At 67.4% G+C, this 14,357-nt stretch carries 13 protein-coding genes and 1 pseudogene; 12 read left to right on the top strand and 2 right to left on the bottom strand.

Annotation, left to right across the window (positions count from 1 at the left end; all coding sequences use genetic code 11):
- Positions 1 to 28: 28 nt before the first annotated feature.
- From M0765_RS03270 to M0765_RS03260, 3 genes are all read left to right on the top strand, one after another.
- Positions 29 to 715, top strand: coding sequence for a YceH family protein (locus tag M0765_RS03270; protein ID WP_258502013.1), 687 nt, complete (start codon positions 29 to 31; stop codon positions 713 to 715).
- Between the two features lie 216 nt (positions 716 to 931).
- Positions 932 to 1,135, top strand: a complete 204-nt coding sequence (locus M0765_RS03265) for a hypothetical protein (RefSeq protein ID WP_258502012.1) — start codon at positions 932 to 934, stop codon at positions 1,133 to 1,135.
- 5 nt (positions 1,136 to 1,140) lie between these two features.
- Entirely contained in the window at positions 1,141 to 1,935 is a 795-nt protein-coding gene (locus M0765_RS03260; protein ID WP_258508100.1) for a phytanoyl-CoA dioxygenase family protein, read from the top strand.
- On the opposite strand, the gene M0765_RS03255 is transcribed toward M0765_RS03260, so the two are convergent.
- Positions 1,932 to 2,477, bottom strand: a complete 546-nt coding sequence (locus tag M0765_RS03255; RefSeq protein ID WP_258508099.1) for an AhpC/TSA family protein — start codon at positions 2,475 to 2,477, stop codon at positions 1,932 to 1,934. The genes M0765_RS03260 and M0765_RS03255 overlap by 4 nt on opposite strands.
- A gap of 107 nt (positions 2,478 to 2,584) precedes the next feature.
- On the opposite strand from M0765_RS03255, the gene M0765_RS03250 reads away from it, so the two are divergent.
- Complete coding sequence (locus M0765_RS03250; RefSeq protein ID WP_258502010.1) at positions 2,585 to 3,235, top strand: TetR/AcrR family transcriptional regulator; 651 nt, start codon at positions 2,585 to 2,587, stop codon at positions 3,233 to 3,235.
- 6 nt (positions 3,236 to 3,241) lie between these two features.
- On the opposite strand, the gene M0765_RS03245 is transcribed toward M0765_RS03250, so the two are convergent.
- Positions 3,242 to 4,435, bottom strand: coding sequence for a patatin-like phospholipase family protein (locus M0765_RS03245; RefSeq protein WP_258502009.1), 1,194 nt, complete (start codon positions 4,433 to 4,435; stop codon positions 3,242 to 3,244).
- Between the two features lie 171 nt (positions 4,436 to 4,606).
- Here M0765_RS03245 and apbC point away from each other — a divergent pair, with 171 nt between their 5' ends.
- The 8 genes and pseudogenes from apbC to M0765_RS03205 all read left to right on the top strand — a co-directional run bounded on the left by apbC (position 4,607) and on the right by M0765_RS03205 (position 14,345).
- Positions 4,607 to 5,698 carry an iron-sulfur cluster carrier protein ApbC gene (apbC, locus tag M0765_RS03240; RefSeq protein ID WP_258502008.1) on the top strand — a complete coding sequence of 364 codons (1,092 nt, stop codon included), beginning with the start codon at positions 4,607 to 4,609 and terminating at the stop codon, positions 5,696 to 5,698.
- Between the two features lie 50 nt (positions 5,699 to 5,748).
- On the top strand, positions 5,749 to 6,693 hold the full coding sequence (locus tag M0765_RS03235) for a LysR substrate-binding domain-containing protein (RefSeq protein WP_258502006.1): 945 nt from the start codon (positions 5,749 to 5,751) through the stop codon (positions 6,691 to 6,693).
- A 252-nt stretch (positions 6,694 to 6,945) separates the two neighbouring features.
- Positions 6,946 to 8,690: pseudogene (locus M0765_RS03230) on the top strand (NAD(P)H-dependent oxidoreductase subunit E).
- Complete coding sequence (gene fdhF, locus M0765_RS03225) at positions 8,687 to 11,560, top strand: formate dehydrogenase subunit alpha (protein WP_258502005.1); 2,874 nt, start codon at positions 8,687 to 8,689, stop codon at positions 11,558 to 11,560. Before M0765_RS03230 ends, fdhF begins: the two are co-directional and overlap by 4 nt.
- A gap of 79 nt (positions 11,561 to 11,639) precedes the next feature.
- On the top strand, positions 11,640 to 11,987 hold the full coding sequence (locus M0765_RS03220) for a winged helix-turn-helix domain-containing protein (protein ID WP_157615313.1): 348 nt from the start codon (positions 11,640 to 11,642) through the stop codon (positions 11,985 to 11,987).
- Positions 11,988 to 12,096: 109 nt separating this feature from the next.
- Positions 12,097 to 12,780: a molybdate ABC transporter permease subunit gene (gene modB, locus M0765_RS03215; protein ID WP_258502004.1), complete on the top strand. Its 684-nt coding sequence runs from the start codon at positions 12,097 to 12,099 to the stop codon at positions 12,778 to 12,780.
- A 27-nt stretch (positions 12,781 to 12,807) separates the two neighbouring features.
- Positions 12,808 to 13,557, top strand: a complete 750-nt coding sequence (modA, locus tag M0765_RS03210) for a molybdate ABC transporter substrate-binding protein (protein ID WP_258502003.1) — start codon at positions 12,808 to 12,810, stop codon at positions 13,555 to 13,557.
- Positions 13,554 to 14,345, top strand: coding sequence for an ABC transporter ATP-binding protein (locus tag M0765_RS03205; protein ID WP_258502002.1), 792 nt, complete (start codon positions 13,554 to 13,556; stop codon positions 14,343 to 14,345). The genes modA and M0765_RS03205 overlap by 4 nt, the downstream gene beginning before the upstream one ends.
- The last annotated feature ends 12 nt before the right edge of the window (positions 14,346 to 14,357 follow it).

The raw sequence follows: 14,357 nt of genomic DNA, 5'->3' as shown, positions 1-14,357 counted from the left end.
CAATGTTTTCATTCAGAATTTCCGAGTCATGACCCAGGCCTTACCCATTCTTTCGCTTGTCGAAACCCGCGTGCTCGGCGTGCTGGCCGAAAAGCAGCGCACCGTGCCCGACAGCTATCCGCTCACGCTCAATTCGCTGGTATCGGGCTGCAACCAGAAGACCAGCCGCAACCCCGTGCTCGACCTGAGCGAGGCACAGGTGCAGGCCGCCATCGACAGCCTGAAGGGCTACAGCCTGGTGGCGGAAACCAGCGGCGGCCGCGCCTTTCGCTACGAGCACAACATCGACCGCGTGCTGCGCATTCCCTCGCAGTCGGTCATCTTGCTCACCGTGCTGATGCTGCGCGGCCCGCAAACGGCCGGCGAGCTGCGCATTGCCTGCGACCGCATGCACAACTTCGCCGACATCTCGTCGGTCGAGGGCTTTCTCGACGAACTCGCTGAACGGCCAACCGGCGCGCTGGTCGTCAAGCTCGCGCGCCTGCCCGGGGCGCGCGAAAGCCGCTGGGCGCATCTGCTGAGCGGTGCGCCGGCGGAAGAGGTCGCCGGACCTGGCGGCGCTTCGGCCGATGGTGCCTACGCGCCGCACGATGCGTCGCTCGGCGAGCTCGCAGCGCTCAAGGCCAACGTGGCGCGGCTCGAAGCCGAGCTTGCGTCGCTGAAGGCACTGGTGGGGCGGGTGTGTTCCGAACTCGGGATCTCCAAGGCGGGGTAGCGGGTGCGCCGCCAGCAGCAGCCGGTTGTGCGTTGCACCTGAACTGCGGTATCTTGCGCAGCACATGAAACATACATGCCCGAGTTGCCGCGAGCGGGGAGTCGGCGAGTTGGCCAAGCGCTGGTCGAGCCGCGGCGGCCCGCCACTTGCGAAGCCTGCGGCGCTTTCAGCCATGTGCTGGCAAGCACTTCGAGCGGCATTTGGGCCGCGGGCGTCGTGATTCTCGTGGTGTCGCTGATCGGGGCGCTCGGCCTGCATTCTTCCCTGTTCTTCTTCAGTGGACTGGTGCTCGCCATTGCTTGCAACCTGTGGGCATGGAAGCGTGCAAAGCTGGTGCCGATCTCGAAGGAAAGTGCGGCCCGTGCGACGACCGCGAACTGGTTCGTCACGGGCATCATCGTTCTCTTCGGACTCAATTGACTCAAGTGCCAGGGCATCCAACTCATTCGACGGACGACCCGCGCTCCGTAGCCTTCATCCGCGACGGATTCCTGCGCATCGATAACGCCTTCTCCCGTGAACTCGCAGAAGAGGCCCGTACGATTCTCTGGCGGGATACCGGATGCAATCCGGACGATCCTTCGACCTGGACCAAGCCTGTTGTCAGGCTCGGCATGTACCCGCAGCGGCCTTTCGTCGAGGCCGCCAATACACCGCTCCTGCACGAGGCCTTCAACCTGCTCGTCGGCCCCGGCCGGTGGCAGCCGTGCCGCAGCATGGGCACCTTTCCCGTGCGCTTTCCCTCTGCCGAAGATCCAGGCGACGCCGGCTGGCACATCGACGTGAGCTTCGGGTTGGAGAACCCGGACTTCATGTCATGGCGCGCGAACCTTCGCTCCAAGGGGCGGGCGCTGCTGATGCTCTTCCTGTTTTCGGATGTGGGCGAGGACGACGCGCCCACGCGCATTCGAGCCGGTTCGCATGCCGACATCGCCCGCGTGCTGGCGCCGGCGGGCGAAGATGGCCTGTCGCTCGGTGAACTGGCGCGCAACGGCTTTGCCGAGTCCGCCTCGCGGCCCGAGGTGCTGGCGACGGGGGCGGCGGGCACCGTGTACCTGTGCCATCCGTTCCTGGTGCATTCGGCCCAGCCGCATCGCGGCACGCGGCCGCGTTTCATGGCCCAGCCGCCGCTGCTGCCCGCGCAACCGTTCAATCTCGATGCGCCGCCGCAGGCGCGCTGCCCTGTAGAAGAAGCGATCGTGCGGGCGGTGGGCGGCTAGACGGGCAATGCAGGCGCCATGACCGGCGCCGCCCGAGCAGGCTGCTGCTCCTTGCTGGCCAGCTGCAGCAATTCGTCGACCTCCCAATGGTCGTCCGCATGCGCGCCGTACTTGCAGGCCACGACGCGGCCTTCCGCATCCACCAGAAAGTCCGCAGGCAGGCCGAAGATGCCGTTCTCGGCCTTTGTGTAGAAGCGCCTGGCCGCGAGGACCCACCGCAGCCCGCTCCAGAAGACGCGAGGGTTCAGCAGCGCCCGCACGGACGTTTCGACCCCGAACGCCTTGAAGTGCTTCTTGCTTGCATCGGCAACGCAGTCGAACGGCAGCTGCGCCTGGTACTTGAGCATTTCTTCGCGCGACGAATGAAAGAAGACGACCTGGCGAATTCCAGCGTCGGCAATTTCCGCCTGGCGCCTGCCCATGGTGAGCAGATGGAAGTTGCACACGGGGCAGCCCGCGAACCGGCGGAACTGCAGGTGCACGTAGCGCGACGTCGGGTCCGGAATTTCGACCGGCTTGCCATGGATGGTGCTTGCGGCAATGGCGGGGGCACATCCCCGGGCGCGAGTTTCATTTGAATTTCCTTAAACGTACGATGTACGTATTCAAATATACTCGCCTCTTTCAAACTGCGTCAACATCCGCCTCCATGGGACGACCCGCCAAATTCACACATTCGCAGCTCCAGGCCGCCGCACTGGCCCTTGTCGACAGGGAAGGGCTCGCAGGGCTTTCCATGCGCGCGCTTGCCGCCGAACTCGGCACGGGCGCCATGACGCTCTACAACTATGTGAAGCAGCGCGAGGACATCGATCTGCTGGTGGTGGAGGCGGTGATCGGCGAGGCGCGCTGGCCGCTTGTCGACTATGCGCAATGGCAGGACGAGGTCCGGGCGATTGCCACGGCGTTGTGGCAGGCTGTGCGGGCGCATCCGCATGCCATTCCGCTGATCCTCACGCGCCGAAGCCGGTCGCCGGCGGTGTTCGAGGTGACCGAGGCGATGCTGCGCGCGCTGGCCCGCAGCGGGCGCTCGGGGGAGGGGCTGCTTGTCGCATTCCGCGCGGTGTCGGCGCTGATCACGGGGCTTGCGCAAGCCGAGCTGGCCGGGCCGCTGGCGCTGCAGGCCACGGAATCGGCGGAGCTCACCATCGCGCGTTTCAGGGCCTTGCCGAAAGAGCGTTTCGCGCACCTGATCGACATTGCGAACGCGGCCGCCAGCAGCACGGCCGACAGCGAGTTCCATGCGAGCCTGGATCTGCTCCTGGCGGGCCTGTCCGCAAACGGCGGCGGCGCGCGCTGATCTGCCTCAGGCGGCGGCGTCCCACCCGAAGAATCGCAGCACTTCATCCTTCTGCCGCATCGCGTCGGCCCGCCCGAGCGCCATCAGCTCGCGCGTGTAGCCCGATTCGAACAGCAGGTAGCTCGCAAGCGCGCCGCCCTTCACGTCGGCCGCAACCTTGGAGCCACCGAGCAGGTGGCGCACCGCGCCGGGCAGCGCATCGACATGGCGAGCCGCAATCACGTCGAGCCGCTCCGACGGAGAAATCACCAGCAGGTCGAGCGGGCGCAGCGAGCTGGACTTGCGGGCTTCTTCGGGAATGAGACCGAGCGTGTGGTTGATGCGCCGCAGCCGCTCGATGTCCACGGCCAGCGCATCCAGAAAGATGCTCGACAGCGCATGGCCCGCGATCTGCGCCATGGTGGGGTAGCCGCTGTAGGTGTTGGGCGCGTCGGTGTCGCGCGGCTCGTGCATGCGGCCGGCGCCAATCACCAGGATGCGCTTGGCGCCCAGGTGAATCGCCGCCGCAATGGGCGCCGATTGCCGCATCGAGCCGTCGCCGAAATACTCGGTGTGTCCCTGCATCGGCAGCGCGGTAGCCGGGAACACGAACGGAATGGCCGACGAGGCCAGCAGATGCGCATGGCTGATGCGGTTGCGCACGGAAAGCCGCTGCGAGCGCACCCACGGTTCCATCGGCACCGCGGCCTCGAAGAAGGTGACGTGCTCGCCCGAGCTGTAGCTCGACGCGGTCACGGCCAGCGCCTGCAGGTGGCCTTCCCGCATGAGCTGCGGCAGGCGTTCGAGCGGCACCATGCGCGCCAGCAGGTCGGCCAGCGGCGCGTTGTCGAGCAGCGAACGCGGCTTGATGCGCATCCAGTTGGCGGCAAAGCGCCCGAGCCCGAGCAGCATGCGCCAGCGCGTGCCGCTGCCGAGGACCGAGAGCGAATCCGCGCGGTAGACCTGCCCGGCGCGGAAGTCGCTCCAGACCTGCGCAATGTTCGCGACCGCGCCGTCGAAATCGTCGGCGCCGCAGGCCAGCGCGGCGGCGTTGATGGCGCCGGCCGAGGTGCCGGTGATCACGGGAAAGGGATTGGGCTGGCCCGAGAAACCGGCTGTACGCCGGATTTCGGAAATGGCTTCGAGTACGCCGACCTGGTAGGCAGCCCGGGCGCCGCCGCCGGTGAGCAGAAGACCGGTGGCGAGAGGTGTCTCGGGCATCTTCTTGTTGCTGTTTTCTGTTGAAAAAAGGGGCTCGCGCTCCGGGGTGGGGGAATCCTGCCTTGCCGGGCCGCCGGTTGTTGCCCCCAAGTAGAGGAAGGCGAAGCAACACAAAGTGCGCGAAGGGCGCGGGCGACCCACTAGACTACCCGCCATTCAGGAGTTAGATCAATGGCACTCACCCCAGAAGGGCTCATGGACGCGCTCAAGGCCGTCTCGGACCCTAACACCGGCAAGGATTTCGTGGCGACGCGGTCGCTCAAGAACCTGCAGATATCAGACGGCGACGTGTCGTTCGACCTGGAGCTCGGCTATCCGGCCAAGAGCCAGCACGCGGCCATGCGCAAGGCGCTTGTCGCGGCCGCCAAGACGGTGCCGGGCGTGAGCAACGTCTCCGTCAACATCGTCACCAAGGTCATCAGCCATGCGGTGCAGCGCGGCGTGCAGCTGATGCCCAACGTGAAGAACATCATCGCGGTGGCGTCCGGCAAGGGCGGCGTGGGCAAGAGCACCACCGCCGCCAACCTGGCGCTGGCGCTGGCGGCCGAAGGCGCGGCTGTCGGGTTGCTAGATGCTGACATCTACGGCCCGAGCCAGCCGATGATGCTGGGCATCGAGGGCCGGCCCGAGAGCGAAGACGGCAAGACCATGGAGCCGCTGGAAAACCACGGCGTGCAGGTCATGTCGATCGGTTTCCTGGTCGACCAGGACGAGGCCATGATCTGGCGCGGCCCCATGGCCACCCAGGCGCTGGAGCAGCTGCTGCGCCAGACCAACTGGAAAGACCTCGACTACCTGATCGTCGACATGCCGCCCGGCACCGGCGACATCCAGCTCACGCTGAGCCAGCGCGTGCCGATGACCGGCGCCGTGATCGTCACCACGCCGCAGGACATCGCGCTGCTCGACGCCAAGAAGGGCATCAAGATGTTCGAGAAGGTCGGCGTGCCGATCCTGGGCATCGTCGAGAACATGGCGGTGCACATCTGCTCCAACTGCGGCCACGTCGAACACATCTTCGGCTCCGAAGGCGGCAAGAAGATGGCCGCGCAGTACGAGATGGAGTACCTCGGCGCACTGCCGCTGGACATCAACATCCGCCTGCAGGCCGACAGCGGCAAGCCCACCGTGGTGGCCGACCCTGACGGCGAAGTGGCCGGTATCTACAAGGCCGTCGCGCGGCAAGTGGCCGTGGGCATCGCCGAAAAGGCCAAGGACTTCTCGTCGAAGTTTCCGACCATTTCCATCAGCAAGAACACCTGAAGAATGGTGCGCCCGCCCAGGCCCAGTGAGCACGTGCCGGAGCAGGCGAAGTGAACCTGCTGGCTTCGATGCGCTACCTGGTCGCGCTGAGCGAGCACAAGCATTTCGGGCGCGCGGCGCAGGCCTGCCACATCACGCAGCCGGCCTTGTCGAACGCGCTGCGCTCGCTCGAAAGCGAGTTCGGCGTGGTCATCGTCAAACGGGCGCGCGTGTACGTGGGCCTCACGCACGAAGGCGAGCGCGTGCTGGCCACGGCACAGCGCATGCTGCGCGACAACGAGGTGTTGCAGCAGGAGCTGCGCAGCGAAGAGGGCCATCCGCGCGGGCGGCTGCGCATGGCGGCGGTGCCCACCGCCATTCCGATGCTGTCGCGCTTTGCGGCCATGCTGCACGAGCTGCACCCGGGCATCGTGCCGGCCGTGCTGTCGATGAGCTCGCAAGACCTGGAAACGGGGCTCGAAAGCCTTTCGGTCGATCTGGCGCTCGGCTACACCGAACGCATGCACCTGCCGGGCATCAAGCTCACGGCATGGCCGCAGAGCGTGGAGCACTACTACCTCTTGCGGCGCGCCGAGCGGCCCTCGGCCGACCGGCTGCGCATCGGCCAGCCGATGTCGTGGGCCGAGGCCGGCAAGCTGCCGCTCTGCCTGCTCACGCCCGACATGCACAACCGCTCCATCATCGACCAGGCGTTGCGCGAAGCCGACACCGCGGTGGCGCCGGCCATCGAGACCAACTCGGTACTTACCCTGGCCTTGGCTGTGCTGGCGGGCACGGTGAGCAGCGTGCTGCCGGGGGCGATGGTCGCGGCCGTGCGCAGCTACCGCGAGCTGGAGGCGCTGCCGCTGGTGGGGCCCGAGGTCAAGACCCCGCTGGGCTTCATGACCCAGACCGGCGTGCGCCCTTCGCGCGCGCTCGACGCCGCCCTGGTGTTCCTGCAGACGCCGGCCTGGCGGGAGCAGGTGCGGCTGCACAGCGGCGCCCTCGGCGAATAGCCGCTCCGCCGGCCTGTGTTTTCGGCCGGTTCCGGCCTGTCTTGGCCATTTAGTTATTGAATCGATCGATGCGCCGATCGAATTTGACGGGCCCAGGGCAGCCCCACACACTCGGTCAGCCCTCAAGCATTGGGGGCAGTTCCGAGACATCGAGAAAAGGCCCAGGCAGTGAACAACCACCCAGCCACGACCCGCGAGACAACCAAGGCGGCCCCGACGCACACCATCGTGCCGCTCGCCACTGCCGACGAAATGCGCGAGCGCATCCGCCGCAAGAGCAAGCTCAAGGGCCGGCAACCCGAGGAGGCGGCGCTGCTCGAAGTGCGCACGCTCATCGGCGCGCCCCCGCAGAGGGCCACCGGCGCGACCTGCTCATCGAGCACCTGCACAAGCTGAACGACGCTTTCCGCTGCCTGCACGACCGCCACCTGGTGGCGTTGGCGAAGGAAATGAACATTCCGATGGCCGAGGTGTACGAGGTCGCGACCTTCTATCACCACTTCGAGGTGGTGCGCGGCGGCGACGAAGCGCCCGGCCTTACCGTGCGCGTGTGCGACGGCCTGGCCTGCGAACTGGCCGGTGCCAAGGATCTGCTGGCGCGGCTGCCCGAACTGCTGGGTGTCGACGGCGACGATGTGCGCGTGATTGCGGCGCCCTGCGTCGGCCGCTGTGAGCAGGCACCCGCGGTGGTCGTCGACCGGCAGGCCGTGCCGCTCGCGACGACTGCCAAGGTGCTGCAGGCCCTGAAGTCCGACCCCGATGAAGCCACGGTCGCGTATTTCGACGCGGCCGAGTTCGCGCTGAAAAGCGTCTCGCCGCTGCCCGGCGCCATCGAGCGCATGCCGGCGTTCACCGACTACGCCACCTACCGCGCGAACGGCGGCTATGCCCTCGCTTCAGCGCTGGTCAACGGCGAGGAAGACGCCGAGGCCATCATCAAGACGATGGAAGACTCGGGCCTGCGCGGCCTGGGCGGCGCGGGCTTTCCGGCCGGGCGCAAGTGGCGCATCGTGCGCGACCAGCCCGCGCCCCGGCTCATGGCCGTGAACATCGACGAAGGCGAGCCCGGCACCTTCAAGGACCGCACGTACCTCGAGCGCGATCCGCACCGCTTTCTCGAAGGCCTGGTGGTGGCAGCGCAGATCGTCGGCATCGAGCAGTGCTACATCTACCTGCGCGACGAATACCACGACTGCCGCGCGCTGCTGGAGCGAGAGCTGGCCCGGCTCCAGGCCGATCCGCCGTGCGCGCTGCCGCGCATCGAGCTTCGGCGCGGCGCGGGTGCCTACATCTGCGGTGAAGAGTCGGCCATGATCGAAAGCATCGAGGGCAAGCGCGGCGAACCGCGCATGCGCCCGCCGTACATCGCGCAGGTGGGCCTCTTCGGCCGCCCGACGCTGGAGCACAACTTCGAAACCCTCTACTGGGTGCGCGACATCGTCGAAAAAGGCGCGGCCTGGTTCAGCGGCTTCGGTCGCAACGGCCGCAAGGGGCTGCGCAGCTTCAGCGTGAGCGGCCGGGTGAAGCACCCGGGCGTCAAGCTCGCCCCCGCGGGCATCACCGTGCAGGAGCTCATTGACGAATACTGCGGCGGCATGCTCGACGGCCACTCGCTGTATGCCTACCTGCCCGGCGGCGCGTCGGGCGGCATTCTGCCGGCGCGAATGAACGACATTCCGCTCGACTTCGACACGCTGCAGCCCTATGGCTGCTTCATCGGATCGGCCGCCGTGATGGTGTTGAGCCAGCACGACCGCGCACGCGATGCAGCACTGAATGTGATGCGCTTTTTCGAGCATGAAAGCTGCGGCCAGTGCACGCCATGCCGTGTCGGCACCGCCAAGGCCGCGGCGCTGATGCAGGCCCCCACGTGGGACAACACCACGCTCGAAGACCTTGCTCAGGTGATGGGCGACGCTTCCATCTGCGGACTCGGACAGGCGGCCCCCAACCCGATTCGCTGCATCCAGCAATATTTTCCGGAGGAGGTGGCATGAACGCCCCGTCCAAGCTCGCGGAGCTCATGCCGCAAACCATCGAATTCACGCTCGACGGCCAGCCCATCCAGGCCTTCGACGGCGAGACCATCTACAAGGCGGCCGAGCGCCACGGCGTGGAGATTCCCCACCTGTGCTTCAAGGACGGCTACCGCCCCGACGGCAATTGCCGCGCCTGCGTGGTCGAGGTGAAGGGCGAGCGCACGCTGGCGCCCAGCTGCTGCCGCAACGTGACGGCCGGCATGGAAGTGAAGGCCACCAGCGAGCGCGCCCTCAAGAGCCAGAAGATGGTGGTGGAGATGCTGCTGTCCGACATGCCCGACCAGGGCTACAAGTGGATCGGCGACGACGCCACCCAGCAGCACGGCGAGCTCAGCGCCTGGGCAAAAAAGCTCGACATCGCGGTGCGGCCCGAACTCAAGGCCCTGCGCCGCGAACAGCCCAAGACCGACATCTCGCACCCGGCCATGGCCGTCAACCTCGACGCCTGCATCCAGTGCAACCGCTGCGTGCGGGCCTGCCGCGAAGAGCAGGTCAACGACGTCATCGGCTATGCCCTGCGCGGCGCGGACAGCAAGATCGTGTTCGACCTGGACGACCCGATGGGCGACAGCACCTGCGTCGCCTGCGGTGAATGCGTGCAGGCCTGCCCCACGGGCGCGCTCATGCCCAAGAGCCACATCGGCTCGCAGGAGGTCGATCGCAAGGTCGACTCGGTGTGCCCGTTCTGCGGCGTGGGCTGCCTGGTGACCTACAACGTGAAGGACGAGAAGATCGTCAGCGTCGATGGCCGCGACGGCCCGGCCAACCACAACCGCCTGTGCGTGAAGGGCCGCTTCGGCTTCGACTACGCGCACCACCCGCAGCGCCTGACCAAGCCGCTGATCCGCAAGGCCGGCGCGCCGAAGGACTTCGGCGATACGCCGCGTCCGGACGACTGGAGCGAGTATTTCCGCGAGGCCACCTGGGAAGAAGCGCTCGCGCTCACCACCGGCAAGCTCTCGGGCCTGCGCGACACCTACGGCGCCAAGTCGCTCGCGGGCTTTGGCTCGGCCAAGGGCAGCAACGAAGAGGCCTACCTGTTCCAGAAGCTGGTACGCACGGGTTTCGGTAGCAACAACATCGACCACTGCACGCGCCTGTGCCACGCATCGAGCGTGGCCGCGCTGCTCGAAGGCGTGGGCTCGGGTGCGGTGAGCAACCAGGTCAACGACGTGGAGCATGCGGGGCTGATCTTCGTCATCGGCTCCAACCCCACGGCCAACCACCCGGTCGCTGCCACCTGGATGAAGAACGCCGCGCAGCGCGGCGCGAAGATCGTGCTGGCCGACCCGCGCCGCACCGACATCAGCCGCCACGCCTGGCGCACGCTGCAGTTCAAGGCCGACACCGACGTGGCCATGCTCAACGCGCTGATCCATGCCGTGATCGACGAGGGCCTGGTCGACCAGGAGTTCGTGCGCACGCGCGCGAGCAACTACGAGGCACTGCGCGAGAACGTGAAGGGCTACAGCCCCGAGGCGATGGCACCGATCTGCGGCGTGCCGGCCGAAACGCTGCGCGAAGTGGCGCGCGCCTTTGCCACCGCCAAGGGCTCGATGATTCTCTGGGGCATGGGCGTGAGCCAGCACGTGCACGGCACCGACAACGCGCGCTGCCTCATCGCGCTGGCGACCGTTACCGGGCAAATCGGCAAGCCGGGCTCGGGCCTGCATCCGCTGCGCGGCCAGAACAATGTGCAGGGCGCGAGCGACGCGGGCCTGATCCCGATGATGTTCCCCAACTACCAGCGCGTCGACAACCCGGCGGTGCATGCGTGGTTCGAGAACTTCTGGGGCACGCCGCTGGACGCAACGCCGGGCTACACCGTGGTCGAGATCATGCACAAGGCGCTCGCGCCCGACACCGATCCGCACAAGGTGCGCGGCATGTACATCATGGGCGAGAACCCCGCCATGAGCGACCCCGACCTGAACCATGCACGCCATGCGCTCGCGAGCCTGGAGCACCTGGTGGTGCAGGACATCTTCATGACCGAGACCGCGTGGCTCGCCGACGTGGTGCTGCCCGCAAGCGCCTGGCCCGAGAAGACCGGCACGGTGAGCAACACCGACCGCATGGTGCAGCTGGGCAAGCGCGCGCTCAACCCGCCGGGCGACGCACGGCCCGATCTCTGGATCATCCAGCAGATCGCCAAGGGCATGGGCCTGCAGTGGAACTACGAGGGCGAAGAGTCCGGCGTGGCGGCGGTCTACGAGGAAATGCGCCAGGCCATGCATGCGGTGATCAGCGGCATCAGCTGGGAGCGGCTGCAGCGCGATTCGAGCGTGACCTACCCTTGCCTGAGCGAGGAAGACCCGGGCCAGCCGACCGTGTTCATCGACGACTTCCCGACCGCCGACGGCCGTGTGAAGCTGGTGCCGGCCGACATCATCCCGGCCAACGAGCGGCCCGATGCCGAATATCCGTTCGTGCTCATCACCGGGCGCCAGCTCGAGCACTGGCACACCGGCAGCATGACGCGCCGCGCCACCGTGCTCGACGCACTGGAGCCCATGGCGACCGCCTCGATGAACCAGGCCGACCTGCTGAAGCTGGGGCTCCAGGCCGGTGACGTGATTACCGTGCAGTCGCGGCGCGGCGAGGTGGCCATCCACGTGCGGCGCGACGACGGCACGCCGAACGGCGCGGTGTTCGTGCCCTTTGCCTACTACGAGGCGGCCGCCAACCTGATGACCAATGCCGCGCTCGACCCGATGGGCAAGATCCCGGAGTTCAAGTACTGCGCGGTGCGCATTGCGCGTGGCGGCCAGCCGGTGGCGGCGGCTGGGTACGGAACCGGCTCGGGCGTGCTGGCAAAAGTGGATTGACGCGGGGCGGTGAGGGCGTGGGCGCGGGCATGGTTTAACCTTTGCGCTCATCTCTCCCGCACCGCTCACCATCACCGGCATGAAAACCAGAGTCCAGTTCCGCCTTCGCATCTACAGGGACGACAGCATCGCCTTCGGCCCCGGCAAGATCGACGTGCTGGAAGCCGTGGCGGAGACCGGCTCGATCTCGGCCGCGGCGCGCAAGCTGGGCATGTCGTACCGGCGGGCCTGGATGCTCATCGACGAGATGAACAACGCCCTCAGTTCCCCGGCCGTGAACACCGCGGCGGGCGGCTCGCGCGGCGGCGGCACCGCGCTCACGCCCGTGGGTGAGGAAATCGTCAAGCACTACCGCGCCATCGAGAATGCCGCGCGCCTGGCCACGGCGGCAGACGTCCGCGCGCTGACGCGCCTGCTCGCGCCCTGATTCGTTCCCGCGCTGTATCCGGAAGGATATCGGCGCTGTCTTCCCGTACCTTCCACAGAGGCCTCGCCGAGGGGAAAGGGCGTTCGTGCAACAATTGCGTTGTATCTTCATGAATACGACGCACGCCCTCATCGCCTCGACCGACTGGTTTCCGCTGGTGCTGTCGCTCAAGGTGGCCTCGGTCGCGACCCTGCTGGCGCTCGTTGCCGGCGTGGCGCTCGGCTGGGTGTTCGCGCGCAAGCGTTTTCCGGGCCGCTCGGTGCTCGAAGCCGTGTTCATGCTGCCGCTGGTGCTGCCGCCCACCGTCATCGGCTATGCCATCCTGGTGGCGGCGGGGCGCCACAGCCCGCTCGGCAGTTGGCTGCGCGAGCATTTCGACTACAGCATCATCTTCAGTTGGCATGGCGCCGTCGTCGCGTCGGCCGTGGTGGCGCTGCCGCTGGTGCTCAAGTCGGCCAGCGCCGCGTTCGCGGGCGTGGACCGCTCGCTCGAAGCTGCTGCCAGCACGCTGCGCCAGTCGCCGTTTTCCGTGTTCGTGCGCGTCACGCTGCCGCTGGCCTGGCCCGGCATCCTGGCCGGCACGCTGCTCGCGTTTGCACGGGCGATGGGTGAATTCGGTGCCTCGCTCATGGTGGCGGGTTCCATTCCCAAGCAGACCCAGACCCTGTCGATGGCGATCTACGACGCCGCGCAATCCGGCAACGACGACCTGGCATTGCTGCTGGTGGCGGTGACCTCGCTGCTGTCGATCACCGTGCTGGTGCTGTCGAATCGGTTCTTCTCGCTGCGCTGAGCGGACCCTCCCCAACCCGAAAACCACATGCGCCCGCTCCGCCTTCTTTCTCTTCTCCTGGCCATGGCACTGCCGCTGGCCGCGGCAGCGCAGCAGATCACCGTGTCCGCTGCGGCCAGCCTGACGGACGCATTCAAGGAGCTGGGCCCCAGGTTCGAAGCCGCGAAGCCGGGCGCCAGGGTGCGCTTCAACTTTGCGGCCTCGGGCGTGCTGCTGCAGCAGATCGCACAGGGCGCGCCGGTCGACGTGTTCGCGAGCGCCGACCAGGAAACCATGGACCGTGCCGCGGTACAGAAGCTCGTCGACGCGGATACGCGCCGCAACTTCGCCGGCAACAGCCTGGTGTTGGTCGAGCCGCTCAGGGACGCGGCCGGCGTGAAATCGCTGCAGGACCTTGCCGGCGCGGGTGTCCGAAAAATCGCAATCGGCAAGACGGCGACCGTGCCGGTCGGCCGCTACACGCGGCAGGTGCTGGAGGGGGCCGGGCTCTGGAGCGTGCTCGAGCCCAAGTTCGTGCAGGCCGACAGCGTGCGCCAGGTGCTCGACTATGTGGCCCGCGGCGAGGTCGAGGCCGGGTTCGTCTACCGCACCGACGCGGCCATGGCGGGCGACAAGGTCAAGGTTGCGTTCGCGCCCGCAGGCCACACGCCCGTGACCTACCCTGTCGCCGTGGTGGCCGACAGCAGGCAGAAGGCATTGGGCGCAGACTTCATCGCCTTTCTTTCCAGCGATGCCGCGCGCGAAGTCTTCGCGCGCTACGGGTTCACCAGGCCATGATCGACGTCGACCTGAAGCTCACGGTCACCGACGGCACGCGCCGCTTCGACCTGGCGGCGCGCTTCGCGACCGACGTGCCTTTTGCCGCGCTGTACGGTCCCTCGGGCGCGGGAAAGACGCTCACGCTGCAGGCCATCGCGGGGCTGCTGCATCCCTCCGAGGGCCATGTGCGGCTCGACGGCCGCACGCTCTACGACTCGGCCCACCGCATCGACGTGCCCACGCCGGAGCGGCGCATCGGCTACCTGTTCCAGAACTACGCGCTGTTTCCGCACCTCTCGGTGCGCGAAAACGTGGCTTTCGGCCTGACCGCATGGCACCGGCGCAAGCTGCCGCCGCGCGAGGCCGACATGGTGCAGTCGCTGCTCGAAGGTTTCGGCCTCGCGGCGCTGGCCGACAGCCGGCCGCAAAAGCTCTCGGGCGGCCAGCAGCAGCGGGTGGCGCTGGCCCGCGCGCTGGCCTGCCAACCGCAGGTGCTGCTGCTCGACGAGCCCTTTGCCGCGCTCAACCCCATGCTGCGCAGCGAACTGCGCAACGAACTGGCCCAGGTGCGCCGCCAGTGGGGCATTCCGGTGCTGATGATCACGCACGACATCGAAGACGTGCTGGCCCTGGCCGATGTGGCCTTCGTCTACAACAACGGCCAGGTGGTGCGGGAGATCGACCTGCACAACGCCGAAAGCCGCGATTTCGCGCTGCGTGAAGTGGGCGGCGTGCCGGCCGCGGAAGCCACGCCACTGCACCGAAAACTGCGCAGCCTGTTGCTGCACGGCACATCCGGCGCCTGAGCCAGTCGGCGC

The organism is Variovorax sp. S12S4, from assembly GCF_023195515.1.
Taxonomy (GTDB): Bacteria; Pseudomonadota; Gammaproteobacteria; order Burkholderiales; family Burkholderiaceae_C; genus Variovorax.
This window is presented reverse-complemented; position numbering and strand designations above follow the sequence as displayed.